The organism is Alteribacillus bidgolensis (assembly GCF_002886255.1).
Lineage (GTDB): Bacteria > Bacillota > Bacilli > Bacillales > Marinococcaceae > Alteribacillus > Alteribacillus bidgolensis.
Window position 1 is genome coordinate 3,552,948 of record NZ_KZ614149.1, and the last position, 25,619, is coordinate 3,578,566.

At 39.7% G+C, this 25,619-nt stretch carries 23 protein-coding genes; 21 read left to right on the forward strand and 2 right to left on the reverse strand.

What is annotated here, in order from left to right:
* Positions 1 to 74: 74 nt before the first annotated feature.
* The 8 genes from CEF16_RS17650 to CEF16_RS17680 all read left to right on the forward strand — a co-directional run bounded on the left by CEF16_RS17650 (position 75) and on the right by CEF16_RS17680 (position 7,213).
* Positions 75 to 884: an IclR family transcriptional regulator gene (locus CEF16_RS17650; RefSeq protein ID WP_091584221.1), complete on the forward strand. Its 810-nt coding sequence runs from the start codon at positions 75 to 77 to the stop codon at positions 882 to 884.
* Positions 885 to 1,243: 359 nt separating this feature from the next.
* Entirely contained in the window at positions 1,244 to 2,152 is a 909-nt protein-coding gene (gene iolE / locus CEF16_RS17655; protein WP_091584804.1) for a myo-inosose-2 dehydratase, read from the forward strand.
* A 135-nt stretch (positions 2,153 to 2,287) separates the two neighbouring features.
* Complete coding sequence (locus tag CEF16_RS23880; RefSeq protein ID WP_170032064.1) at positions 2,288 to 2,428, forward strand: hypothetical protein; 141 nt, start codon at positions 2,288 to 2,290, stop codon at positions 2,426 to 2,428.
* Between the two features lie 49 nt (positions 2,429 to 2,477).
* Positions 2,478 to 2,795 carry a TIM barrel protein gene (locus tag CEF16_RS17660; protein ID WP_091584226.1) on the forward strand — a complete coding sequence of 106 codons (318 nt, stop codon included), beginning with the start codon at positions 2,478 to 2,480 and terminating at the stop codon, positions 2,793 to 2,795.
* A gap of 433 nt (positions 2,796 to 3,228) precedes the next feature.
* Entirely contained in the window at positions 3,229 to 4,242 is a 1,014-nt protein-coding gene (locus CEF16_RS17665; RefSeq protein ID WP_091584231.1) for a Gfo/Idh/MocA family oxidoreductase, read from the forward strand.
* Positions 4,243 to 4,312: 70 nt separating this feature from the next.
* Complete coding sequence (locus CEF16_RS17670; RefSeq protein WP_091584236.1) at positions 4,313 to 5,323, forward strand: Gfo/Idh/MocA family oxidoreductase; 1,011 nt, start codon at positions 4,313 to 4,315, stop codon at positions 5,321 to 5,323.
* Positions 5,324 to 5,599: 276 nt separating this feature from the next.
* Entirely contained in the window at positions 5,600 to 6,094 is a 495-nt protein-coding gene (locus tag CEF16_RS17675) for a Gfo/Idh/MocA family oxidoreductase (RefSeq protein ID WP_175488350.1), read from the forward strand.
* A 63-nt stretch (positions 6,095 to 6,157) separates the two neighbouring features.
* Positions 6,158 to 7,213 carry a LacI family DNA-binding transcriptional regulator gene (locus CEF16_RS17680; RefSeq protein ID WP_425427998.1) on the forward strand — a complete coding sequence of 352 codons (1,056 nt, stop codon included), beginning with the start codon at positions 6,158 to 6,160 and terminating at the stop codon, positions 7,211 to 7,213.
* A gap of 196 nt (positions 7,214 to 7,409) precedes the next feature.
* On the opposite strand, the gene trhO is transcribed toward CEF16_RS17680, so the two are convergent.
* Positions 7,410 to 8,399 carry an oxygen-dependent tRNA uridine(34) hydroxylase TrhO gene (gene trhO, locus CEF16_RS17685; protein ID WP_091584241.1) on the reverse strand — a complete coding sequence of 330 codons (990 nt, stop codon included), beginning with the start codon at positions 8,397 to 8,399 and terminating at the stop codon, positions 7,410 to 7,412.
* A 364-nt stretch (positions 8,400 to 8,763) separates the two neighbouring features.
* Here trhO and CEF16_RS17690 point away from each other — a divergent pair, with 364 nt between their 5' ends.
* Entirely contained in the window at positions 8,764 to 10,167 is a 1,404-nt protein-coding gene (locus CEF16_RS17690) for an FAD-binding oxidoreductase (RefSeq protein ID WP_091584246.1), read from the forward strand.
* Positions 10,160 to 11,461, forward strand: a complete 1,302-nt coding sequence (locus CEF16_RS17695; RefSeq protein WP_091584251.1) for a (Fe-S)-binding protein — start codon at positions 10,160 to 10,162, stop codon at positions 11,459 to 11,461. Before CEF16_RS17690 ends, CEF16_RS17695 begins: the two co-directional genes overlap by 8 nt.
* A gap of 50 nt (positions 11,462 to 11,511) precedes the next feature.
* On the opposite strand, the gene lhgO is transcribed toward CEF16_RS17695, so the two are convergent.
* The gene (gene lhgO / locus CEF16_RS17700; RefSeq protein WP_091584254.1) at positions 11,512 to 12,696 is read right to left on the reverse strand and encodes an L-2-hydroxyglutarate oxidase; all 1,185 of its coding nucleotides are present in this window, start codon (positions 12,694 to 12,696) and stop codon (positions 11,512 to 11,514) included.
* Positions 12,697 to 13,101: 405 nt separating this feature from the next.
* Between lhgO and CEF16_RS17705 the strand changes: the two genes are divergently transcribed.
* From CEF16_RS17705 to CEF16_RS17755, 11 genes are all read left to right on the forward strand, one after another.
* Positions 13,102 to 13,950: an MIP/aquaporin family protein gene (locus CEF16_RS17705; RefSeq protein WP_091584259.1), complete on the forward strand. Its 849-nt coding sequence runs from the start codon at positions 13,102 to 13,104 to the stop codon at positions 13,948 to 13,950.
* Between the two features lie 29 nt (positions 13,951 to 13,979).
* Positions 13,980 to 15,470 carry a glycerol kinase GlpK gene (gene glpK, locus CEF16_RS17710; RefSeq protein ID WP_091584262.1) on the forward strand — a complete coding sequence of 497 codons (1,491 nt, stop codon included), beginning with the start codon at positions 13,980 to 13,982 and terminating at the stop codon, positions 15,468 to 15,470.
* Between the two features lie 177 nt (positions 15,471 to 15,647).
* On the forward strand, positions 15,648 to 17,327 hold the full coding sequence (locus CEF16_RS17715; RefSeq protein ID WP_091584265.1) for a glycerol-3-phosphate dehydrogenase/oxidase: 1,680 nt from the start codon (positions 15,648 to 15,650) through the stop codon (positions 17,325 to 17,327).
* A 29-nt stretch (positions 17,328 to 17,356) separates the two neighbouring features.
* Positions 17,357 to 17,926, forward strand: coding sequence for a glycerol-3-phosphate responsive antiterminator (locus CEF16_RS17720; protein WP_091584268.1), 570 nt, complete (start codon positions 17,357 to 17,359; stop codon positions 17,924 to 17,926).
* Positions 17,927 to 18,160: 234 nt separating this feature from the next.
* On the forward strand, positions 18,161 to 18,421 hold the full coding sequence (locus tag CEF16_RS25405) for an oxidoreductase (protein WP_091584270.1): 261 nt from the start codon (positions 18,161 to 18,163) through the stop codon (positions 18,419 to 18,421).
* Entirely contained in the window at positions 18,342 to 18,782 is a 441-nt protein-coding gene (locus CEF16_RS17730; RefSeq protein WP_091584274.1) for an oxidoreductase, read from the forward strand. The genes CEF16_RS25405 and CEF16_RS17730 overlap by 80 nt, the downstream gene beginning before the upstream one ends.
* Before the next feature lie 122 nt (positions 18,783 to 18,904).
* A complete protein-coding gene (locus CEF16_RS17735; protein WP_091584277.1) occupies positions 18,905 to 19,675 on the forward strand; it encodes an IclR family transcriptional regulator in 771 nt (256 codons plus the stop codon).
* Positions 19,676 to 19,934: 259 nt separating this feature from the next.
* On the forward strand, positions 19,935 to 22,115 hold the full coding sequence (locus CEF16_RS17740; protein ID WP_091584279.1) for a malate synthase G: 2,181 nt from the start codon (positions 19,935 to 19,937) through the stop codon (positions 22,113 to 22,115).
* A 215-nt stretch (positions 22,116 to 22,330) separates the two neighbouring features.
* Positions 22,331 to 22,768, forward strand: coding sequence for a DinB family protein (locus CEF16_RS17745; RefSeq protein WP_245917914.1), 438 nt, complete (start codon positions 22,331 to 22,333; stop codon positions 22,766 to 22,768).
* Positions 22,769 to 23,082: 314 nt separating this feature from the next.
* Positions 23,083 to 24,870 (forward strand): L-lactate permease, encoded by a 1,788-nt coding sequence (locus CEF16_RS17750; RefSeq protein ID WP_091584282.1) that lies wholly within the window; start codon positions 23,083 to 23,085, stop codon positions 24,868 to 24,870.
* A 15-nt stretch (positions 24,871 to 24,885) separates the two neighbouring features.
* A complete protein-coding gene (locus tag CEF16_RS17755; protein ID WP_091584284.1) occupies positions 24,886 to 25,608 on the forward strand; it encodes a (Fe-S)-binding protein in 723 nt (240 codons plus the stop codon).
* Positions 25,609 to 25,619: the final 11 nt, after the last annotated feature.

The following is a 25,619-nucleotide window of genomic DNA, read 5'->3' on the forward strand; positions in this document are numbered from 1 at the left end:
TAAACTTGTGGCAAATGCAAAAATAAATCATTTTGAACTGCAAAAATAAAAATAGGTTCAGGAGGATGCCATGAATGGATTCTAGCATTGAAGAGACGACTACAGAAAGTAAGCAAAGCAAAACGGTAGGAGTACTGGAAAAAGCGATATTAGTGATTGAGGCACTTGAAGATACGAAAGATGGTATTGGTTTAACAGAAGTGGCCCGGCGTACAGGTGTAAATAAAACTAGTTGTTATCGAATTTTACACACATTAATGGGAGATAACATGGTTGAATACGGTGAGCGTCAAGGCACTTACCGCCTAGGTGTTCGTATGCTTGAGCTTGGGGGCGCAGTACAAAGAAGAATCAATTTGCGGCAGCTTGCACTTCCTGTGATAACGGATTTAACACAAAAAATAGAAGAGACCAGCTTTTTATGCTTGTTAAATAAAGACAGGGCAGTATGTATTGAACGCATAGAAGGTGAACATGTTCAAGTGTTAGCAATGCGAGTTGGAGATTCCTGGCCGCTTTATCAAGGAGCTGCTCCTCGAGCGATATTAGCTAATCTCGAAGATAAAAAGATAGAAAGTATATTGTCAGAAAAATCAATTGAACCAATCACATCTAAAACGCCTACAGATCCGAATATGTATTGGAATATGGTCGAAGATATAAGAGAAACAGGATATTCTATTAGCCGAGAGGACGTTACACTTGGAGTAGCTGCTTTAGGAGCACCTGTTTTTGATCACAATGGAAACATCGTGGCAGCAGTTAGTGTCAGCAGCACTGTTCATAGAATATCAAAAGAAAGTGAAAAAGATATTTCCGAACATGTCATAGGTGCAGCGAATGAAGTTTCCCGGCGAATGGGGTGGACAGGTAATAATAAATAAAAAGAAATTAAAGTTCATTGGTTTTCGCGCATGTTTGCATCGTAAGAGGATATCTCAACAAACGGACTTTTGAGGCATCCTCTTATATTTATACAATAGTACGAACAAACCTCTTTATATACTCTCTTACGTTTCAACACGTTTTTATGTTAGTTGTTGCCAAGTAAAACTGAATCAATTTTCTAAAAATTGTTGACTGCATAAAGCAGCTATTATAAACTTTCATTAAAGTTCAAATTGAGAAATAATGGTTCTTTATTTGAACTGTTTAAATTTACAGCTTAAAATACTTCATTACACGAAATATTCATAGTTGCCTAAGATAGCAGTTTATTCATTAGGGGAGGGATATAATGTCCATGGCAAAATTGCCTTTTAACATAGGTATTCACCCTATTAATTGGGTCGGGGAAGATGTACGGGAACACGGAGATCATTACACATATGAACAGGTAATGGAGGAGATCGCACAATTAGGATTTAAAGGAACCGAAGTGGGTCGGAAATTTCCCACTAACGAAAAAGATTTAAGAAAAGCTCTGGACCGTTACAGATTACAATTGACCACGCAATGGAAATCCGTTCTCTTTTCTGACCCGGATCAACATGAAAGAGAATGGAAATCGTACCGGGAACATGTTGAATTTTTGAAAAGGTTCAATTGTAAAGTAGTTAGTACGGCAGAAATTGGCGGGTCTATACTTAATCAAGATCCACGCCGCGGTCAGGATGAAACGTTTGTAAAAAGGTTAGATGATGACGGGTGGAAATACCTGGTCGAAGGGTTAAATAAAGCAGGAGAAATTTGCCGGGAACATGGCATGCATTTGGTGTATCACCATCATGCAGGTACAGTCGTTGAGCAGCCAGAGGAAATAGATCGTTTAATGGAAATGACGGATAAAGAAGCTGTCTCTCTTCTTTATGATACAGGCCACGGCTATTATGGAGGGAATGATCCATTACAATTATTGAAAAAACATTTTGATCGTATCAAATATATTCATTTAAAAGATGTCAGACAAGACATTTTAGGTAGGGCAAGACAGGAAAAATACAGTATCAGACAATGTATTAGAGAAGGAATCTTCACAGTGCCGGGTGAGGGTTGCCTAGACTTTGCACCAATTATTAACTATTTAATTGAAAACGATTATTCTGGCTGGGCTTTAATAGAAGGTGAACAAGATCCAGAAGTTTATAATCCGTATGAATATGCAAAACGTTCAAAAGCTTTTCTTGAAAAACTAGCAGGGGTTTGTTTGTAAAGGTAACAAAGATAATTAGCGGCAAAAGAGAAAGCGCTTACCTAATAACTCGAAATTTATATTATGCCCAAAGTATGTCAATCTAGCACAGCCTTTCTTTATCCAGAATTTTCCTCCATCGGAGGAGGTCCACTTTTGAATGGAACAATTAAAACAGGGATATGCCTCTGGTCTTTGCCTATTGAGGGGCCGTATGTATGTGAATTGGCTTTTGATTTAGGATTTGAAGGGATTCAATTAGAATTAGGAACGTATGAAAGGGGATTTCCTTTATAGAAAAAATATGTACAAGATGCATATCTGGAAATAGGGAAAGCATACAACATTGAATTTTCTTTCCATTGCAGTTAGAGAGTTGGATCACTACGGAATGACCCGGCCCGGCCGATCTCAGGAAAAGCAAATTTCAAAACAAGGGATCAAGAAAGCTATTGAAACAGCACGAGACATGCATATTCCGGTCGTTATGCTAGAAAGCTTTATGGATGGCGAGGTAAAAAACGAAACAGATTTTCAAAATGTGGCGGCTTGTCTTAGAGAGGCCTGTGATTTGGCAGAAAACTATAACGTTATCATTGGGACAGAGAATGTTCTGAGAATGTTCTATCTATTGATGAAACAAAAAGGTTATTTCAAGACGTAAACAGATCGAACTTAAAGTTATATTTCGATACACAGAACTATTATTTATTTAAAGGGTATGATACAGGAATTACACCCTTACTTTTGTGAAGTACATGCGAAAGACGGTTAGAAAAACTTGGCTTACGCCAAGTCCTAAATGGCGGATGCCCTAGTTTTTCTTATAACTTTGATCCTTTAACAAAATTAAACTTTCCTAAAGTGCAAAGATAACATTAGCAGCTGCCTTTTAGGAGAAGGAAATTCGTCATTTCATTCCTCCATGAAAGAACTGATAAAAAGCGATATACGGGTTGGATTAATATAGAAAATTATTATGATTTACTTCCTTTAAGATTAGAACATGATGATGAATTAACATTGATTAAAAAGGATCTAGACACTCTTAAAAGTGCTATCCTGTCAAATTCCAACAAAGGGGCGTGGTGAGTGACATGAAAGAATCTATTAATTGTGCCATCTTGGGATTAGGGAGACTTGGATATTGGCATGCATGTAACTTAGCAAAAATAAAGGGAGCAAATCTTACATGTGTTGTTGATCCTCTAGAAGGCAGAGCGGAGCAGGCGGCGCGAGAACTCGGAGCAGAGAAGTGGTCTCAAGACGTAGAAGACATCATTAAAGATGACAATATCGAAGCGGTCGTCATCGTCACTCCTACTAGTACACATGCTGAACTTCTCACTAAAATGGCTGATGCTAAAAAACATATTTTTGTAGAAAAGCCATTAACACAATATGTAAGTGAAGCTGATCAAGTCATTGACGTTATAAGAAAGAATCAGGTTTTCTGTCAAGTAGGATTTATGCGCAGGTTTGATCCAGATTATGCGGAAGCAAAAAGAAGGATACAAAATGGTGATATTGGACAGCCCTTATATTTTAAAGGAGTTAGTCGGGATGGAAATATCCCGCCAGTAGAGTTTCTAAAAAACAGCGGTGGTATTTTCCTTGATTTAGCTATTCATGAATATGACATTGCTAGATATTTATTAGATCAAGAAATCAGCGAAATTCATTCAACTGGAAGCGTCTTGTTACATTCTTTTATGAAAGATTTAAATGATGCCGATTCGGCCAATTCTTATTTGACTTTTGATCAAGGTGCTGCCGGAGATATTGAAGCGAGCTGGATTGCCCATAATGTATATGATGTTAGAGGTGAAGTGATAGGAAGCGAAGGGGCGATACAAATTGGGTCGATGAGACGCCGCAACATTAATATATTAAATAAATCAGGGAGCAGGCATGAGTTAATATCAGATTTTCCTGCGAAATTTAAGGATGCTTATTATTTAGAAGTAGAACATTTTATAGATTCCCTGCGTAAAAGCAAAGCGCCTTTATGTAATGAAATAGATGGAAGGATTGCGCTTGAAGCAGCTGCAGCAGCAACAAAATCTTTTCATACAAATAAACCAGTTAAGCTGCAAGCTATTTATTCATAGCATTTGATGGCAATTTACAAGGAATATACAATCTACCCGTTATTTTCTGAGATGAAAGGAGAGTATGTGATTGAAAACTCGAAGAACCATTCGATGTGCATTAATTGGCGTAGGGAGACTGGGGTACGTGCATGCAAAAAACTTAGTTTATAACGTTGAAGATGCAGAACTAGTTTATATCGTCACTTCTAGAGAAGAAAGTGCAAGAAGAGCAGCTGCAGAGTTAGGAGTAGAAAAGTGGACAACAGATGTAAAAGAAGTGTTTGAGGACGCGTCTATTGATGCAGTCATAATAGCAACACCTACGAATACACATACACAGTTATTGAAAGACGCTGCACTTCACAAGAAACATATATTCGTAGATAAACCTTTAACGGAAACAGTAGAAGAAGCGAAGACAGTAAATGAAATAATCAAACAAAATAATGTAAAGTGTATGGTTGGATTTATGAGACGATTTGATCCGGATTATGCAGAAGCGAAGAAAGTTATTGAATCCGGGGCGATAGGCAGACCGCTGAAATATATAGGAATTAGCCGTGATCCTGGCTCTCCTCCGGAAGAGTTTATAAAAAATAGCGGTGGTATTTTTCTTGACCTATGTATACATGAATATGACATTGCTCAATATTTATTAGGAGCAAAAGCGAAAGCTGTCTCTTCTTTTGGTAAAACACTTCTCCATCCATTTATGGATAAATATAATGATGTTGACCAGTCTATAAGTTATTTAGAATTCGATAATGGATCAGTCGCTTCGGTTGAAGGCAGTCGTAATTCTTCTTATGGGTATGACATCAGAGGAGAAGTGATAGGCACGGAAGGGACAATTCAAATAGGCTCATTAAAAGAAAAACAAGTGAAAACACTAAATCAAACAGGTTCTTACCATCAAAATGTCCCTGACTTTCAAGATAAATTTGAAGATGCTTTTAGGTTAGAAATGATACATTTTATAGATTGCATGAAAAACGACCAGAAACCACTTATTACGGAAATAGATGGAAAACAAAACATGGAGGTTGCGGCAGCAGCTAAAAAATCTTTTGAAAAGTCAGAAAAACAAGTAGTGGGTTAAATAAAGAAATTAAAGAAAACTTGGCTAGCGCTAAGCCTTTAGGTAAAGGCAATTGCCTAGTTGCACTTATACTGATTTCTCAAAATTTTAACGATGGCGATGATTCATCCATGCTAAAATTTTATACTTATCAGTGTAAAAAAAGGGAAAGCTGTCCTTATTCGTTTAAAATCAACGTTTGGACAGCTTTTGCTTTCGATTGAACATAAAAAAGTTGTTAATCTTTACTTGATTTATATATAGTAAGAAACTATACTGTGGGTAAGCGCTTTCCCTATGAAAAGGGAGGAGATACATAGAGAAAGCATAACGGAACCACAAGAGGTATGGGCTATTGGCGATGCCTATTCACGTCCAGAATTTGAAGACATTCAAGATGCAGAAACTGGTGCTGCAATGGTACGATTTGAAAATAATGCGATCGGTATTTTTGTAGCTGGAAGAAATAGCACTCACGGATATCATATAGAAACAGAAATTATCGGCACAAAAGGAAGTATACGAATTGGCACGCTGCCTGAACGAAACCAAATTGTGTTGATTCAAGAAAATGGAGCTGTAAAAGAATGTTACGATGGCTTCCGGGAAAGATTCGAACAAGCGTTTTCAAGTGAAGTGGAAGAATTTGCACAATGTATTTTAGAAGGAAGAAAACCTGATGTGACGGTCCAAGATGGAGTAGAATCAACAAGATTAGGCTATGCTTGTAAAAAATCGTTTGAAACAAGACAGCTTATTAATATACAAGCGGAACAATTGGTAAATAATTAAAATAGGTTCTATTATATATTAAGTTCTGGTGAACGAAAGTGAATAGCAAGAGAGGCGTTTCACATGGAAAATAGCAAAAGTGAGGCAAAAAGTATGAAAGTTACCATATATGATATAGCAAAAAAAGCCGGAGTGTCTATTGCCACTGTCTCTAAAGTAATAAACAATACTGGCAGTATGCGGGAATCTACACGGCAGAGGGTACTAGAAATAATGCAGCAGCTAAACTATCAACCTAGTGTAATGGCGTCAGCATTAATGGGTAAGAAAACGGAAACAATTGGATTACTAGTTCCTGATATATCCAACCCTCTTTTTTCTGAAATGGCTCGTACGATTGAAGATCGTGCCCATGACCAAGGCATGAGTGTGATAATGTGCAGCACAGACGATAACCCAGAGAAAGAAAAAAAATACGTAGAATTATTGCAGCGAAAGCAAGTAGATGGATTTATCGTAGGTGCAAGTTTTCATGATAAAAGTTTGCTGCAAGAACTGATTGATAATAACATTCCGCTGGTTATGCTGACACAGGATGAACCCTCTCTTGATGTATCAAAAGTTACTGTTGATGATTTTAAAGGTGGATATGAGGCAACTTCGCATCTTCTTTTCAATGGACACCAGAACATTGCAATTATTGCCGAATATGCATATAGCAGCAACTTGCGTATTAATGGCTATAGAGCTGCACATGAAGTGTATGGAGCTGTAAGTAAAGAGGAATATATTTATCGTACAACGGCGTCCATATTAAATGGCAAGAAATATTTCGATAAATTATTTAGCAGACAGGATGTTGAACTGCCTACAGCCATCTTTGCTTGTAACGATCAACTGGCAATAGGTGCTATTCAAGCTGCAAAAGAAAAAGGGCTTCAAATTCCAAATGATGTATCCATTGTTGGATTTGATGATACGATTTTAGCGACAACTACTGTTCCGGGCTTAACAACGATTGCTCAACCTATTAAAACGATGGGTGAAAAAATAGTAGATGTACTCATAAAAGAAATTAAGGCAGGTAAATCATTAAAAGAGCGGTTCTTGTATAATCCCGAGTTGATTGTTCGAGGCACCACTAATGTATTTAACGAAGGAACAGTGGATAAACAGTAATTCAAATACTAGTTTTGATAAAATGTGTAAGCAGAAAATGATCCTTATCTTCATGCCAAGCAGTTGAAAACAGTAGACCAATTACAACAAACTGACAAGACACCATAGAGATGTTAGTTGTTACTTATTAAGTTTTACTTATACAAAGCATAAAAAAATGGAACTGGGATATAAGCCAGTTCCATTTTTGGATGGATTAGAAATTTAATTTGGCACTTTTCTTATGCTTGTTGAGGGAATGCTTCCCAAGCTGCTTCAAACGTTCTTTGACTTCTTCTTGGGAAAGTTCATGTTCTTCTACATAGCGGTTTCTTGGATGAACTCGGCATTCATGGGTGCAGCCGCGCAAGTATTTATGCTCATTTTCCTCTGAACAAATAATTTGCTTGTTACAATCAGGGTTTGAGCAATTGACGTAACGTTCACACGGTTCTCCGTCAAAATGATCGCGGCCGACTACGACATGATCGACTTGGTTTATAGGAACACTGATACGTTCATCGAACACGTAGCATTTTCCGTCCCAGAGTTCCCCTTTTACTTCTTCATCTTTTCCATAAGTGACAATGCCGCCGTGCAGTTGACGAACATTTTCAAACCCTTCTTCTTTTAACCAGCCTGAAAACTTTTCACAACGAATGCCGCCTGTGCAGTACGTTAAAATTTGTTTTCCTTCTAATTTATCTTTGTTTTCTTTTACCCAATCAGGCAGTTCGCGGAAGCTGTTAATGTCAGGGCGTATCGCACCGCGAAAATGGCCAAGATCATATTCATAATCATTACGGGCATCCAAGATAATAGTCTCATCTTGCTGCATTGCTTCATAAAATTCTTTTGGCTCCAAATACTCTCCGGTTTGCTCGTTAGGATTAATGTCTTCATTAAGCCGTAACGAAACAATTTCGTCACGATGACGGACGTGCATTTTTTTGAAGGCATGCTCTTCTGCATCATCTATTTTAAATTCTATATCAGCAAAACGGGGATCTTTTTTCAGATCTTCCATATATTTGTTGGTCTGCGCCACCGTACCTGAGACGGTTCCGTTAATACCTTCAGAAGCAATCAAAATCCGGCCTCTTAACCCGAGGTTTTTACAATACTCTAAATGCTCTGCAGTCAATGTTTCAGGGTCCTCTATAGGGACGTACTTGTAATAAAGTAATACACGATAATTTTTTTCCATTTTTATCACCTATTGTTTAATATTTGCAAGATATCAACCGTATAGGCGCATACGACTCTTTCTTACAATGTACTATTGTAACCGATTCGTACAAAATAAGAAAGGGGAGGTCTTTATGGAGAAGTTAAATCTTGGAAAATACAATTTCTTTATTATACGTTGGGATGGACAGGAAATTGGAGAGCCAGCTTAAAAAGGAGAGGGTTAGGATCATAAAAGTAACAAAGTGGCGCATAAAGAGAAGAAAGAGCGGCATAAATCAGGAAAATAAGAGTGTATGTAAATAAATGTAGAAAATAATACTGAAAATAAACGATCTGGTATGATAAAAACATAAAAAATTGCTTATTAAAAGGGGATTTACATGAAGGAATGGATAAATGAATTGAATAGCTTTTTTTCTGCCAATCAAGTGCTGACAGAACCAGCCGATCGATACAGCTATAGTTTTGATGGCTCATTTGGAGAATATCTTCCCGACGCTGTAGTGCAAGTCAAAACAAAAGAAGAGGTTGTCCACGTCATGAAAACAGCAAACCGGTATAAAGTACCGGTAACTCCCAGGGGACAGGGTACCTGTTTAAGCGGCGGACCTCTTCCAGTTAAAGGCGGAATTGTACTGGATACTTCTCAGTGGCCGGCAAGTATTGATGTTACACCGGATGACTTGATTGCAGTAGTGTCTCCAGGAGTATTGACGGCATCTATTAATCAAGAAGTGGAAAAGTATGGGCTTACGTACCCGCCTGATCCAAGCAGTGCCCATGTCTCAACGATTGGAGGCAATCTTGCTGAAAATTCAGGCGGTCCGCGCGGCCTGAAATATGGAGTTACCAAAGATTATGTTATTGGTTTAGAGCTAGTGACACCAGAAGGGGAAATCATAAAAACAGGCGGCAGGACCATTAAAAACGTAACAGGCTTTGACCTGACCAAACTCGTGATTGGGTCAGAAGGGACGCTGGGGGTTATTACCAAAGCTACATTAAAGCTCGTGCCAAAGCCACCTGCAGTTCAAACGTTAATGGCAGTCTTTGATGAGGTAGAGCTTTCTGGCAAAGCCATTTCAAAAACACTGACCTCTGGCATTCTTCCTTCTAAAATGGAATTTATGGATCAAGCCTCGGTACAAGCGGTGGAAAATTACAAGCCATCTGGCCTTCCTGTTGATGCTGCAGCTTTATTAATGATAGAACTTGATGGCCGCGCAGAAGCGATAAAAGCTGAAGTAATTCAGGTGGAGAAAATAATGAAGGAACTTGGTGCAAAAGATATTGTGGTGCCAAAAAATGAAGAAGAAGCAGCAAAGATCTGGCAGGCTAGAAAACAGGTGTCACCAGCTATAGCGAAAATAAAACCGACAAAAGTTTCGGAAGATGCCACTGTCCCGCGCAGCAAAATTGCAGAAATGATGGAAAGACTAAAGGTTATAAAAGAAAAATATAATATTGAACTCGTAGTATTCGGCCATGCCGGGGACGGGAATTTACATCCTAATATCATGTGTGATAAACGTAATGAAGAGGAGATGATAAGAGTTGAACAAGCTGTTGGAGAGATTTTTGAGGCAGCGGTAGAACTGGGCGGAACGTTGTCTGGTGAGCATGGTATCGGTACAATGAAAGCGCCTTTTATGGAACAAGAACTAGGATCAGCAGGACTTGATATGATGAAAAGAATTAAAGACAGCTGGGATCCAAATGGCATCATGAATCCAGGCAAAATGTTTCCGGAACGTGACCAGAAGTTGGTGCTGCGAAATGAATGATTTAAAAACACTTCAAGAAAAATTGCAATACGATAAAACATTTGATTGTGTTCAATGCGGCTACTGTCTGCCTGCTTGTCCAACCTATGAAACAATGGAAAAAGAAACCCATTCACCGAGAGGGAGAATTAATCTGGTTAAAATGGCTGCTGAAGGTAAAACTTCTCTAGAGGATTTAGAAGAACCCATTGAAAAGTGTTTGGGATGTATGGCATGCACAACTGTTTGTCCAACAAACGTGCAGTACGGAGCTATTTTAGAAGGGGCAAAAGAAACTCTAGAGGACAATAAAGAAAAGTCAAAGAGAAGCGAGAAAACAGAAGAATTTTTGTTCCGATCATTCTTCCCTTCCTCTAAATGGATGAATAGGTTAGGAAATGCCACCTGGCTTTACCAGGCAACAGGCTTGCAAAAAGTCGCTCGTTCTCTGTGTTTGACTGCGATGGCTCCATTACACTTAGGGGAATTTGAAAAAGTTATCCCTTCGCAGCCTTCCCCGTCTAAAAGAAAAAAACGGTTGCAGCGTGTGGAACCAGAAGGAACCCCTGCTGCGAAAATCGCCTTTTTTACCGGTTGCGTGATGGACAGCGTCTTTTTTGAAATTAATCAACAAACAATAGAATTAATGAAGCTTTCAGGTGCGGAAGTTATATTGCCAGAACATCAGACATGCTGTGGTGCTCTACATGCTCATTCGGGCAAGGTTGGATTATCGAAAGAACTTGCGATGGAAAATATTAAAGCTTTTGAAGATGAGAATATTGATTATATTGTGAACAACGCCGGGGGATGCGGTGCTCGTTTGATAGAATACGATCACTTATTTGAAGAAGGCACAAAGTGGCATCGACGTGCAAAAGCTTTTACCGAAAAAGTAAAAGACATATCTGAAGTGTTGGTGGAACTTGATGCATTGGAGTTTTCTGCACCTGTAGAAAAATTAGTAACCTATCAACCTTCTTGTCACATGACAAACGTGCAGCGCGTAACGAAGCCGCCTCGTCAATTAATAGAACAGGTGCCGGGGGTTAAGCTGCGTGAAATGAATAACCCTGATTTCTGCTGCGGTTCGGCGGGTGTTTATAATATTGTAAATTACGAAGATTCCATGGAAATTTTAAATAAAAAAATGGAAGATGTGAATAAAACGAATCCAGAAGTGATTGTTACGACAAATCCTGGCTGTTTACTGCAAATGAAACTAGGAGTAGAGCGAGAAGGAAAAAGCGGCGAGGTTCAGGCCTTTCATCTAGTAGAATTATTGATGGAAGCTTCTCCTCGCCCTAAGAAATAAAACGTTTTGATAAGAAAAGACAGCCTGTCTGATAGGTCTTGGCAAATAAATTAATCAAGAATGCGGGCTGCGATTTCTTCTCCAATTGGGATAGAAGCCGTTGCAGCTGGAGACGGAGCATTACAGACATGAAGGCTTCGTTTACCCTGGATAACATGAAAATCATCTACTAAACTGCCATCTGCTTTCAAAGCTTGTGCTCGTACTCCAGCGGGCCCTGGCTCTACATCTTCTCCGGTAATGTCAGGAATGAGTTTTTGCATACTTTGAACAAATTTTTTTTTGCTGAGGGAGCGGATCATTTCATTCGTTCCTTCTTTTGCATACTTTCTTGCCAGCTTCCAGAAACCGCTGTATTTCATGACTTCCATGAAGTCTTTAGCATGAAAATCTGTTTTGCGGTACCCTTCGCGTTTGAAACCTAGGACAGCATTAGGCCCTGCTTCTACTTCACCATTTATCATTCGTGTAAAATGAACCCCTAAAAAAGGAAAATCAGGGTTAGGTACGGGATACACCAGGTTATTAACGAGGTGTCGTTTTTCTTTTTTCAGCTTAAAATATTCCCCGCGAAACGGGATAATCTTCATGTCTGTATGGTATCCCGCCATTTTTGCGATACGATCACTATGTAACCCTGCACAGTTAATGAGTATTTTTGCCTCAAAAGTGCCGCGGTTCGTCTCGATAAACGTACTTTCGGTTTTTTCAGTAATTTTCTGAACTTCTGTGTTAAGGCGCAAATCTCCGCCGCTTTCTTCAATAAGAGAAGCAAACGTTTCAGCTGCCTTCTTGAAATTAACAATCCCTGCGGCTGGTACATGAATGGCTTCTACTCCAGCCACATAAGGTTCTTTTTCCTTTAACTCTTCTTTTGATAACTTTTGAACCCGCAATTCATTGTCCAATCCGCGTTGATAAAGGTTGTTCAATAAAGGTCGTTCCATATCGTTTGCTGCTACAATGACTTTTCCGCAAATGTCATGTTCAATGTTATGTTTTTGACAAAAAGAAACGATAGATTTGTTTCCGGCTCTAGCAAATCTAGCTTTATAGCTGCCAGGCTTATAATAAATACCAGAATGAATGACTCCGCTGTTGTGGCCGGTTTGGTGTGCTGACCAATTGGATTCTTTTTCGATAACTAAAATAGAGCATCCCGGTTGACGCCGTGTAAGTGCATAACCTGCAGAAAGACCAACAATTCCTCCTCCGATAATGGCGTAATCGTACATATTATTCCTCCTGTCGTACTAGTATGATGATAGAACGGTTAACGTAAATGTATGCTCTTTATGGGCATCTGTCAACGTAACAAAAAATCTTTCATAAAAATTTGACAACGCTTACATAATATAGTAACCTATCAATAGGTTAATAATTCCGTGATGGAGATTAGGAGATCCACGCCAAATTTTTAGGGATTGCTTACTGGAGCAATTTGTGCCTAAAAGATTGGTGTGGATTTTTTTGTTCTTTAGAAAAGTTTAACTTTGCTAAAGAATCAAAGTTTAAGAAAAACTACGGCATCCGCCATAAGGAATCGCGGCAAGCCGGGTTTTTCTAATTATTGAGGCCTCAAACAATCTATCCATCTAATCGCTTTAACCAAATACGTATAATAATAGGAGGAACTTTCTATGTCGCCCTTTATTGGTGAGCTGATTGGAACGATGATTCTAATCATTTTCGGAGGCGGAGTTGTTGCCGGTGTTGTTTTAAAAGGGTCCAAGGCAGAAGGTGCAGGATGGGTTGTTATAACAATAGGCTGGGGTCTTGCCGTTACAATGGGAGTATATGCTGTAGGTAATTTTAGCGGAGCGCATATTAACCCGGCAGTAACACTTGGCTTAGCAGCTTCCGGTGATTTTCCATGGTCTGATGTGCCCTATTATATTACCGCACAAATGATAGGAGCTTTTATTGGTGCATGCATTGTTTTTTTCCACTATTTAGCTCAGTGGAGAAAAACAGAAGATCAAGGAGCAAAATTAGCAGTATTCTCTACCGATCCTGCTGTGAGAAGTTATTCGGCGAATCTTGTAAGTGAAATAATAGGAACGTTTATTCTTGTACTTGGACTAGCATTTATCGGTGCAAATGAATTTACAGAAGGATTGAATCCGTTAATTGTCGGGCTGTTAATCGTTGCTATCGGGATGTCGCTTGGAGGTACGACTGGATATGCTATTAATCCGGCTCGGGACCTTGGGCCGAGAATTGCTCATTTTTTACTTCCAATTCCGGGAAAAGGGACATCGGACTGGAAATATGCGTGGGTGCCGATCGTTGGACCTTTAATTGGAGGTATATACGGGGGAATGTTTCATAAAGCCGTCTTTTTAGGGGAAATAGGATCGATGTTTTGGCCAATGAGTGTTTTTATAATTATTCTTTTCATTTATGCTCAAATGCAAAACGCACGCGAGTATAATGAAGCTAACGTAATAAACCAAAAAGAACACATCAATGCAGAAAAGTCTGTGTAGTACGATATTAACGGGTGAGGTGGTTGAAGATGGAAAAGTATATTATGGCTCTGGATCAAGGAACGACAAGCTCTCGGGCAATTCTTTTTAATCAGGGTGGAGAGATTGTGAAAGTTGCACAAAAGGAATTTACGCAGCATTTTCCTAAACCAGGCTGGGTAGAGCATGATGCGAGTGAAATTTGGGGGAGCATTTTAGCAGTTGTTGCGACCGCCCTGGCTGAAGCTGATATTAAACCGGAACAAATTGCTGGCATCGGAATAACCAATCAACGTGAAACGACAGTGGTTTGGGATAAAAATACAGGGAAGCCCGTTTATAACGCGATTGTCTGGCAGTCGAGACAAACGGCAGATATTTGCGAAGAATTAAAAGGTCAGGGGCTGAATAATACATTTAAAGAGAAAACGGGACTTCTTATTGATGCTTACTTTTCCGGTACCAAAGTGAAATGGATATTAGATAATGTGGATGGGCTCCGTGAAAAAGCAGAGCGCGGTGACCTGCTTTTTGGCACAATCGATACGTGGTTGATATGGAAGCTGTCCGGAGGAGAAGTTCATGTTACAGACTATTCGAATGCTTCTAGAACACTGATGTATAACATACATGAATTAAAGTGGGATGAAGAGCTATTAGACATTTTAGGTGTTCCAAAAAACATGCTTCCTGAAGTGCGTCCTTCTTCTGAAGTGTATGCGAACACAGCAGGATATCACTTTTTTGGAGAAAATATTCCGATTGCTGGGGCTGCAGGTGATCAGCAGTCTGCCTTGTTTGGGCAGGCATGTTTTGAAAAAGGGATGGCTAAAAACACATACGGTACAGGCTGCTTTATGCTGATGAACACTGGCCAGGAAGCAATTGTTTCAGACCATGGACTGCTCACAACATTAGCTTGGGGTATAGATGGGAAAGTTGACTATGCCCTTGAAGGAAGTATTTTTGTCGCCGGCTCAGCAATCCAATGGCTGCGCGATGGCCTGCGAATGTTTCATGATGCAGCTGATTCTGAGAAATATGCCAATCGGGTTTCTTCGACAGATGGGGCATATGTAGTTCCTGCATTTGTAGGGCTGGGAACGCCTTATTGGGATTCAGATGTTCGCGGAGCTGTTTTTGGGATTACTCGTGGTACAGAGAAAGAACACTTTGTCAGAGCAACGCTTGAGTCATTGGCATATCAGTCAAAAGATGTGCTCGATGCAATGATTGCTGATTCCAACATCGATTTAAAGACGCTCCGTGTCGATGGCGGTGCGGTCAAAAATAATTTTCTCATGCAATTTCAAGGAGATTTATTAAATGTGCCGGTAGAACGGCCGGTAGTTAATGAAACAACTGCTCTAGGTGCCGCTTATTTGGCAGGTTTAGCCGTTGGCTATTGGAAAGATCGAGCGGAAATTGCAACTCAATGGAAAGTAGAAAAAACATTTTCGCCTCAAATGGGTGACGAACAGCGAAAAAAATTGTATAATGGATGGAAGAAGGCAGTTAAAGCTGCTATGGTATTTAAATAAAAGAGATTATAAACAAGTTAATAGATGGTTGGAGACAAGGAGAAACCAGAAAACCCTTTCCAGATGAGAAGGGGATTTTCTGGTTTCTTTTTTTACTTTATTGAAAGCATATTTTGTCTAACGGAATAAGACTAAACTAGCTAAATGTTTATGTAATAAAAAGGAGGCATCTTAAAGATGAATACTTTTTCAAATAAGCATCGACAAAAGGTAACAGAACAATTAACATGTGAAGAATTTGATGTATTAGTTATTGGCGGGGGGATTACTGGGAGCGGAATTGCACTTGATGCTGCTACAAGGGGGATGAAAACAGCACTTGTTGAAATGCAGGATTTTGCAGCCGGCACTTCTAGCCGCTCGACGAAACTTGTACACGGGGGACTTAGGTATTTAAAACAATTTGAAGTGAAGATGGTGGCAGAAGTGGGGAAAGAACGAGCCGTTGTGTATGAAAATGCTCCTCATGTTACTGTACCAGAATGGATGATGCTGCCTCTTCATAAAAACGGAAATTTTGGTCCGCTTTCGACTTCCATTGGTCTTCGAATATATGATTTTCTGGCTGGAGTAAAGCGAAGCGAACGAAGAAAAATGCTTAACAGAGAAGAAACATTAAAAAAAGCTCCTTTATTAAAAAAAGAAAAGTTGCTTGGCAGCGGATATTACGTGGAATACAGAACAGATGATGCTAGACTAACGATAGAAGCAGCAAAAGAAGCGGTTCAAAACGGTGCTTCTTTAATAAATTATACAAAAGTCACTGATTTTTTATATGAGGACGGCAAAGCAGCCGGTGTAGTGGTAGAGGATCTATGGACAGGTGAGACTTATCAGATAAGAGCACGTAAAATTATTAACGCAGCGGGTCCATGGGTAGACACTTTACGTTCAAAAGATGGAGCTAAACATGGAAAACACCTTCGGTTAACTAAAGGAATTCATTTAGTGTTTGATCAAAGCGTCTTTCCTCTAAATCAGGCTGTTTATTTTGATACACCGGACGGCCGCATGGTATTTGCGATCCCAAGAGATGGAAAGACTTATGCCGGTACGACTGACACAGTATATGAAGGGGATCCTGCCCATCCTAAAATGACAGTAGAGGACCGGCAGTATGTATTAGATTCCATAAACTATATGTTTCCAGATGTCAAAATTTCGGTAGAGGATGTAGAATCGAGCTGGGCTGGACTGCGTCCGCTTATTTATGAAGAAGGAAAGGATCCTTCAGAAATATCCCGAAAAGATGAAGTATGGGAACACGATTCTGGTATTTTGACCATCGCCGGTGGAAAACTTACCGGTTACCGAAAGATGGCAGAAATTGTGGTTGATAAAGTTTCTAAGAAGTTAAAAGAAGAATATGGTATCGTTTATCAACCCTGTCAGACAAAGCAATGGCCGCTTTCTGGAGGGAATGTAGGCGGTTCAAGTAATTTTAAATCATTCGTCGAAGAAAAAATAAAAGCGGGCCTTCAGATTGGGCTGTCTGAACAGGAAGCTGAATCGTTAGCAAAAATGTACGGTTCTAATGTAGATGTCTTATTTGATCATGTGGCAAAAAGCAAACAGGGAGCGGGTACGTCACCTCTTGCCCCTTCTATTTATGCTCAAGTAATGTATGCTATAGAAGAAGAAATGGCAGGAACCCTGGCAGATTTCTTTGTTAGAAGAACGGGAGCTCTGTTTTTTAATATTCAGTGGGTACAGCAATGTAAAGACGAAGTGCAGAAATTGATGGGTGAGGAACTAGAGTGGAGTGAAGAACAAAGCGAAAAATACCGAACAGAACTAGAAAATGCCTTACAGGATGCGGTGAAACCTTTAAATGAAGAGGTTAAATTAACGTCGTAGAAAAAACGGAAAGGGAGGAGGCTATTTACATGCATTTTGGAGGACAATCAATCCTGCCTGCAGCCCGTTCGATAAAAGAAGTAGAACGGCTGATGGAAAGTGATTTTGAGTATATTGTTTTACTGCATACTCATATTGGCCAGCTTAGCAGTTTAGTAAAAGAATTGAAACGAAATCATAAAAAAGTACTTTTGCATGCTGATATGGTGCAAGGATTGAGAAACGATGAGTATGCGGCACAATTTCTGTCTCAAACGATCAGGCCCGCGGGTTTGATTTCTACTCGAAATAATGTCGTAGCAGCAGCAAAGCAGGCTGGACTGCTAGCTATACAGCGTTTATTTTTATTAGATTCAATGGCCCTTGAAACGAGTTATCGGCTGATGCAAAAGAATAAACCAGATTATATTGAAGTACTCCCCGGCATTTTACCAGCTCGAATCATACATGAAGTGCAAAGTGAAACAGGAGTTCCTCTTATCGCAGGCGGACTTATACGGAATAAAGAGGATGTAAAAACTGCTTTTGAAGGAGGAGTAGTCAGTATTACAACTTCTCGCAGCGAATTGTGGAAAGAAGGAAAAAAGAGTAAGCAATAGGATCAGCGGAACAAGCTCCTGGTAAATTTATCGTTCTTAGGCGAAAAGACTCCCACTTCAAGAAGCGACAGCGGGAGATGAATCGCCTTCGGACAAGATATGGCTTTAGCTATATCCATTGTCGACTATCCCTACTGTCTTCTTGTTAAGAAGGGGAAAATATTTTAAACAGTTATCTCCCACTTCAAACAGACCAAGGTTGTAAGTTGGAGTAGTTCAAACAATCAGCTGTCTATGCAAAAAGAAGCTGGATTTGATGGAGGCGAACTGCACGGTGCAAATGGCTATCTTCTTGATCAATTTTTATCCGAAACAGTAAACGTTCGAAATGATGAGTACGGAGGGTCTGATGAAAAGAGGCTGCGATTTATATTAGAGCTGATTAGGGATGTTCGAACGGCAATAAAAGACCGGTATGATTCTTGGGCTTCGTGTTTCTCAGTTAAAAGCGACCAACCCGCATTTCCGCTGGTCTGGAGGAGAAAAAGATGCTGAGACTATTTTTAGTGCACTAGGAAATTCCGACGTTGATTATATACACTTGTCTGATGACGATGCAGCTACATCTGGTTTTGGGGAAGGGACTATGACAATGAGTAAAGCTGTAAAAAAATTTACAGATGTGTCTGTGATTGCATGCGGAAGTCTCAGCAATCCTGAAAAAGCGGCTTCCCTTATTGATCAACAAGCTGCAGACTTTGTTGCGATTGCCCGCCAGGCTCTAGCGAACCCAGATACTCCTAATCGAGTACGTAAAAATAGGAATCTAGATGATTTTGACAAAGAAAAGATTATCCTTCCGAAAGCTTACGTAAAGGACTTTGAATTAGAACAAGAACTGGTAAGAGAGGATTAATATTTAACATAACATAAACTTTGTCCACTGATGGGCAAAGTTTTTACTTTCTAAATAATGTTATAATGGACGGACATTATATTTGAAGGTTGTGTGAACCGGGAAATAAGTGAGGGATCGGCATGGTTAAATCTGTAGATAGAGCATTGACGATTATTAAACTGGTCAGTACAAAAAAAGATGGGTACGGGGTTACGGAATTAGCCAGTCAACTAGAATTAAACAAAAGTTCTATATTTCGTTTACTTTCTACATTAATGGAGCACGGATTTATTGAACAGGATGCAAAAACGAAAAAGTACCGTTTAGGATACCAATATTTAGAATTAAGCTCAAAGCTGCTTGATTCCATTGATATTCGTAAAGAAGCAGCACCTTATCTTAAAGAGCTTGAAGAATTAACGAATGAAGTGATTCACTTGGTTATTTATTCGCAAAAAGAAGCTGTCTACATTGAAAAACTGGAAGGAAATGAAACGCTTCGCATGCACTCACAGGTTGGTAAAAGGGCACCGATGCACTGTACAAGTGCCGGAAAAACGATTTTAGCTTATTTACCAGAAGGGGAAGTCAGAGAAATTATTGATCAGAAAGGACTGCCTCCCCATACAGATAAAACGATAACGGAACCTGATAAATTAATGGAAAACATTAAAGAAATTCGAGACCGTGGATATGGGATCGAAAAAGAAGAAAATGAAGTAGGCATTACATGTATTGCCGTTCCCATATTTAATTTCCGAGGCGAAATTGTAGGTGCTATTAGTATTTCCGGTCCTTCCATTCGAATGGGGGAAGAGAGGATGAATGATTTAAAAAATAAATTTTTGGAAATTGGCAGTCGAGTCTCGCGTCGACTGGGTTATGGCGGTAATAGTGGAGAAGAAGTTTAATATAACTTGTTCTCCATTTTTTTATACTTTGAATCAATTTCATAAGTGCTATTTTGATTATCAAAAACGAACATTATATCGATTGTAGCGGAAGGCGGCGACTCCCTCCGGAAAGGTTGAGCTGAAGACCTCGCAGGCAGCTTGCTAGTTTTTCTAAAAAAATGTCTGAACAATTGAAAAAGTAATAAGGGCATGATAAAATATAAACAAACAGAAACAACGTTTCATAATAAGCAACAATATGAGAGGAGCAATAACAATGAGTAATTATGTGAAAACAGGCAATTTACAAGTAGCATCTGAACTGTATGAATTTATTAATCAAGAAGCTATACCAGATACAGGTATAACAAGTGAAAAGTTCTGGCAGGGTCTGGATAATATTATTCATGAGCTGGCACCTGAAAATAAAGAATTATTAGAAACACGTGATGAAATCCAGGAAAAAATCCATAGCTGGCATAAGGAACATAAAGGTTCATTTGATTTCAATCAGTATAAAAATTTTTTAAAGGAAATAAATTATTTAGAACCAAAAGTAGAGGACTTTCAAGTATCAACCCAAAATGTGGATGATGAAATTGCCCGGCAGGCAGGTCCGCAGCTAGTAGTTCCGATGAGTAACGCAAGATATGCATTAAATGCAGCGAATGGAAGATGGGGAAGTTTGTATGATGCATTATATGGAACAGATGCGATCAGTGAAGAAGGCGGTGCGGAAAAGACTAGTGCATATAATCCAACCCGTGGTCAAAAAGTTATAGAATATGCAAAAAACTTTCTTGATGAAATTATTCCATTAGAGCAAGGGTCTCATAAAGAAGTGGTGAGTTATACCATAGATAACGGTGCCCTTAAAGTAACGCTTGAAAGCGGGGCTGCTTCAAGTCTTAAAGATGCTTCCAAATTTGCAGGTTACCAAGGAAGCAAAGAACAACCTACAGCCGTTTTGGTACAAAACAACGACCTTCATTTTGAAATTCAAATTGATCCAGAACATGCAATAGGAAAAACCGATCCGGCAGGTGTTAAAGATATTTTATTTGAATCCGCTGTCACATCTATTATGGATTGTGAAGATTCCGTTGCAGCTGTTGATGCCGAAGATAAAGTGCTTGTCTATCGAAACTGGCTCGGGTTGATGAAAGGTGACCTAACGGAAATTTTCCAAAAAGGGGCGAAAACCGTAACTCGGTCCCTCAACCCAGATCGTACGTACCAATCCTCAAGTGGAGAAGAACTAACACTGCCGGGAAGGTCCCATATGCTGATTCGAAATGTCGGCCATTTAATGACCATCAATGCTGTTTTAGATAAAAACGGTGATGAAGTACCTGAAGGGATTTTAGACGGAGCAATCACAAGTTTAATTGCTAAACATGATCTCTTAGGAAATGGAAAGTATAAAAACTCCGCTAAAGGTTCCGTATATATCGTTAAGCCAAAAATGCATGGATCAGAAGAAGTCGCTTTTGCTAACAAGTTGTTTAATAAAATAGAAGATTTGTTAGGGCTTGAACGTCATACCTTAAAAATCGGGGTCATGGATGAAGAGCGGAGAACGTCCTTGAACCTAAAAGCGTGTATTCGAGAAGTAAAAGAGAGAATTATATTTATTAATACAGGGTTCTTGGACCGTACAGGGGATGAGATTCATACCTCCATGGAAGCTGGTCCAATGATACGAAAAGGGGAAATGAAAACGTCTACTTGGCTCCAGGCGTATGAAAAATCAAATGTATTTAAAGGGTTAGAATCAGGATTGCAAGGCCATGCCCAAATTGGTAAAGGCATGTGGGCTATGCCTGAATTAATGGCAGATATGCTGGCACAAAAAGCAGGCCAATTAAAAGCTGGAGCCAATACAGCGTGGGTGCCTTCACCTACTGCGGCTACTTTGCATGCCCTTCATTATCATCAAGTAGACGTAAAAGAAGTTCAAAAACAATTACTAGAAAGCTCAGAAAATCTTGAAGATGAGATTCTTCAAATCCCTGTGGCTGAAGAACCAAATTGGAGTGCAGAAGAAATTCAGCAAGAACTCGATAATAATGCTCAAGGTATTTTAGGTTATGTTGTGCGTTGGGTGGAAATGGGTATCGGCTGTTCGAAAGTGCCGGACATTAATAATGTTGGCTTGATGGAAGACCGGGCAACCCTTCGTATTTCCAGTCAGCACGTGGCAAGCTGGCTTCATCAGGGTATTTGTACAAAAGATCAAATTCTAGAGACACTGAAGCGGATGGCAAAAGTGGTAGATGAACAAAATAAAGGCGTACCGGGATATAAGCCATTGTCTGAAAACTACGATGAGTCTGTTGCCTTCCAAGCTGCGTGTGACCTCGTCTTTCAAGGTTATGACCAGCCAAGCGGCTATACAGAACCAATTCTTCATCAACGCCGCATCGAAGCTAAAAAGAAAATACCAGCACAGAAATAATGCAGGCAAAGCTGCTCCGCTTTTAAACGGGGCAGCTTTTTCACCTTGTTAGGTATTGTCATCAGTTTAAGCTAAACTGCGGCATTTAACGTATAAGACGTGGTGTTATTAGGAAGTTTTTTTACAAGGTGATATGCCGAGTTTTTCTAAACATTTATAGTGATTGTGCAGGAAAAGTGATTTAAATGAAGAAACAATAACTTTAAAAGGGTGTGGTGATAATTAATACCAATGGTTTCATATATGCTGCTGATATGACAAACCAATTGGCCGAAGAATTACCCGAAAAGTTATGGGACAAGCCATTAATTGCTGAATTGGGAACGATTCGAAAATGGTTTATGCACATGATTCGAGTCAGAGGCGTCTACGCTGGTTCTCTTATGACAGGTAAAGTAGAATTTCCAGGACATTTAGTGCCAGGAGATGCATCTATCATTCTTGAATTAAGACGAAGCACAGAAGAATTATCCTGGGCGTTTGAAGAAACACAGAAGCACCGAATCCTTATGTATCAGGAATATATTACACCGGAGGAATTGCTTCACATAGCCATTCAGCATGAAGGCATCCATCAAGGGCAATACTATATAGCATTTCAACAAGCTGGGATTAAATTACCTGAACAGTGGCGAAGAGATTGGAACATGTGAATACTTCAGTGGATAACTATCATTTTTTAAAAGTCTAAAAATGAATAGTTTGTTTCTTAGTTTCTTATAAATGTTTTTTACATTAATAAGAAGCTTTTTTTATACTTTAAGAATGTTTAACTTTGCTAACGGAAAAAAGTATTAGAAAAGACGAAGGCTTGTAACGTACAGGATGTGTGCGTTTTTAGAAGAGGAAATCCGAACTTTTCTCATTTTCCTATTGAAAACGATCCCAAACATTGATACTATGAAAACACTTACATATTAGACATCTGATGACCTAATGTGTTGTATAGTGAAAAGGAGTGGAACAATTGAGTACAGGAGCCTTGTCATTTTTAGCCATAATACCTATCATAACAGTATTATTTTTTCTCGTATTTCTTCGCTGGCCGGCAAAAAAGGCGATGCCGATTGCTTTTCTTGTAACTGTATTGGTTGCTTATTTTGTTTGGGAAGTACCTGTTAATCAGATTGCTGGGGCTAGTTTGCAAGGAATTACTACTGCCTTGGAAGTTCTCTTTATTGTGTTCGGCGCAATATTAATGCTGAATACGTTGAAAGAAAGCGGCGCGATACAAACTATTCGTCAAGGGTTTACTGATATTAGTCCAGATCGAAGAATTCAAGCCATTATTATTTGCTGGTTATTTGGCTCTTTTATTGAAGGTGCATCTGGTTGGGGCACACCGGCTGCTATTATAGCTCCTTTATTAGTTGCCGTTGGATTTCCAGCGATGGGAGCTGTAATGGTTGCCTTAATTATTCAATCAGCACCCGTTTCGTTTGGAGCGGTGGGAACACCGATATTAATAGGAGTGCAGTCGGGCCTTGCGGGCTCTTCTGCTGTAGAAGAAACAGCAGCCTCAATAGGAATGACATTAGACCAATATGTTCGCATGATTGGCGGAGAAGTAGCCATTTTTCATGGAATTGTCGGTTTATTTATTCCGCTGTTTATGGTAACCATGCTGACGTTCTTTTTTGGGGAAAATCGTTCGATTAAAGAAGGTCTGGCCGTTTGGAAGTTTGCATTATTTGCGGGGCTGTCGTTTACGATCCCTTTTACTTTAGTAGCTAATTTACTGGGTCCTGAGTTCCCTGCGATGTTTGGTGGATTGATAGGACTTGCAATTGTCGTGCCTGCTGCTAAAAAAGGCCTGTTTATGCCGAAAAAAGATTGGGATTTTGCAGCGTCTTCCACATGGGATCCGGCATGGACTGGAAATCTGAAAATTGAACCAGCTCAAACCTTGCAGCCGGTATCCCCAGTAAAAGCCTGGATTCCTTATATTATTGTAGGGGTATTGCTTGTGATCACGCGTTTAGAGTCGCTTCCATTTGGAGCATGGCTTAAAGCATTTGTCATAAAAGCAGAAAAAGTATTTGGAAGCTCAATTTCAATTGAAAGCACCCCTTTATTTTTACCCGGGTTTATATTATTAATAGTTTCTGTATTATCTGCGTTTTTATATAAAATGAATCGTTCCACATACGGAAGGGCCTGGAAAGAGTCAGGAAAAACAATTTTGGCAGCGTCACCTGCACTGCTTTTTTCTGTACCAATGGTTCAAGTTTTTATTAATTCCGACGCTAACAATGGCGGTTTTGAAAGCATGCCGCTTGTGCTTGCAGAAAGTGTTTCGGGGCTTGCAGGAAGCAATTGGCCAGCAGTTGCACCGGCCATTGGAGCATTAGGTGCTTTTGTAGCAGGAAGTAATACAATTAGCAACATGATGTTTTCTTTATTCCAATTTGGAACGGCGCAGAATGTCGGCATTAATCCATCGATTGTCGTTGCTCTTCAAGCAGTGGGCGGTGCTGCTGGGAATATGATTTGTGTGCACAACGTTGTAGCGGCTTCGGCTGCTGCAGGATTAATTGGAAAAGAAGGAGAACTAATTAGAAAGACTTTCATACCAACTGTTTACTATGTGTTCTTCGCTGGAGGGGCAGGATATATATTCATTCACGGTCTTGGCTTCAACATTGGAACAGTGATGGCTGCCATTATCGCCGTATTGTTCCTTTATGCTTGCTATCAAGGACAGCTTCAAAATAAAGCAGAGCAGCAGTTTTACAAATGGAACCGAAGTGCCTAAGGAGGCGGATGATTAATGAAAGTATCTCTATTTATTACATGTCTTGGCGATGTGTTTTATCCAGGTGTCGGAAAAGACATGGTTGAGCTGTTAGAAAGACATGGGTGTGAAATAGATTTTCCCGAAAATCAGACTTGCTGCGGGCAGCCCGCATACAACAGCGGCTACCATAAAGATACAAAGAAAGCCGCAAAGCATATGATAAAAACGTTTGAACATGCTAATGCCGTCGTCACTCCTTCCGGTTCATGCGCTGCGATGCTTAAAGAGTATCCACAACTATTGAAGGATGAACCGAAATGGGATGAAAGAGCTGAAGCCCTGGCAGAAAAAACGTATGAGCTAACACAGTTTTTATATAGAGTGCTTCATGTCACGGATACTGGAGCATCTCTAGTGGCAAAAGCGACGTATCATACATCCTGCCACATGACTAGGCTGCTTGGAGAAAAGGAAGCGCCATTTCAGCTCCTATCAAACGTTAAAGGACTTCAATTGAAAGATCTCCCGAACAAACAAAACTGCTGTGGTTTTGGCGGAACCTTTGCAGTAAAAATGACCTCCATCTCAGAACAGATGGTAGATGAGAAAGTAGATCACGTTGAAGAAACGGAAGCTGATATTTTAATAGGAGCAGACAGCGGCTGCTTAATGAACATTGGCGGACGTATTAACCGGAAAAATAAACCTATTAAAGTAATGCACATTGCCCAAGTACTGAACAGCAGGGAAGCCTAAAAAGGAGGAAT

Excerpts from the sequence above, each read along its gene's own strand:
- iolE (WP_091584804.1), top strand. The coding sequence starts at position 1,244 with ATGGCAAAATTGCCTTTTAACATAGGTATTCACCCTATTAATTGGGTC.
- CEF16_RS17705 (WP_091584259.1), top strand. The coding sequence starts at position 13,102 with ATGTCGCCCTTTATTGGTGAGCTGATTGGAACGATGATTCTAATCATT.
- CEF16_RS17650 (WP_091584221.1), top strand. The coding sequence starts at position 75 with ATGGATTCTAGCATTGAAGAGACGACTACAGAAAGTAAGCAAAGCAAA.
- CEF16_RS17730 (WP_091584274.1), top strand. The coding sequence starts at position 18,342 with ATGATTCTTGGGCTTCGTGTTTCTCAGTTAAAAGCGACCAACCCGCAT.
- CEF16_RS17665 (WP_091584231.1), top strand. The coding sequence starts at position 3,229 with ATGAAAGAATCTATTAATTGTGCCATCTTGGGATTAGGGAGACTTGGA.
- CEF16_RS17735 (WP_091584277.1), top strand. The coding sequence starts at position 18,905 with ATGGTTAAATCTGTAGATAGAGCATTGACGATTATTAAACTGGTCAGT.
- CEF16_RS17695 (WP_091584251.1), top strand. The coding sequence starts at position 10,160 with ATGAATGATTTAAAAACACTTCAAGAAAAATTGCAATACGATAAAACA.
- CEF16_RS17675 (WP_175488350.1), top strand. The coding sequence starts at position 5,600 with ATGAAAAGGGAGGAGATACATAGAGAAAGCATAACGGAACCACAAGAG.
- CEF16_RS17740 (WP_091584279.1), top strand. The coding sequence starts at position 19,935 with ATGAGTAATTATGTGAAAACAGGCAATTTACAAGTAGCATCTGAACTG.
- CEF16_RS25405 (WP_091584270.1), top strand. The coding sequence starts at position 18,161 with ATGCAAAAAGAAGCTGGATTTGATGGAGGCGAACTGCACGGTGCAAAT.
- CEF16_RS17680 (WP_425427998.1), top strand. The coding sequence starts at position 6,158 with ATGGAAAATAGCAAAAGTGAGGCAAAAAGTATGAAAGTTACCATATAT.
- CEF16_RS17715 (WP_091584265.1), top strand. The coding sequence starts at position 15,648 with ATGAATACTTTTTCAAATAAGCATCGACAAAAGGTAACAGAACAATTA.
- CEF16_RS17720 (WP_091584268.1), top strand. The coding sequence starts at position 17,357 with ATGCATTTTGGAGGACAATCAATCCTGCCTGCAGCCCGTTCGATAAAA.
- CEF16_RS17690 (WP_091584246.1), top strand. The coding sequence starts at position 8,764 with ATGAAGGAATGGATAAATGAATTGAATAGCTTTTTTTCTGCCAATCAA.
- glpK (WP_091584262.1), top strand. The coding sequence starts at position 13,980 with ATGGAAAAGTATATTATGGCTCTGGATCAAGGAACGACAAGCTCTCGG.
- lhgO (WP_091584254.1), bottom strand. The coding sequence starts at position 12,696 with ATGTACGATTACGCCATTATCGGAGGAGGAATTGTTGGTCTTTCTGCA.
- trhO (WP_091584241.1), bottom strand. The coding sequence starts at position 8,399 with ATGGAAAAAAATTATCGTGTATTACTTTATTACAAGTACGTCCCTATA.
- CEF16_RS17755 (WP_091584284.1), top strand. The coding sequence starts at position 24,886 with ATGAAAGTATCTCTATTTATTACATGTCTTGGCGATGTGTTTTATCCA.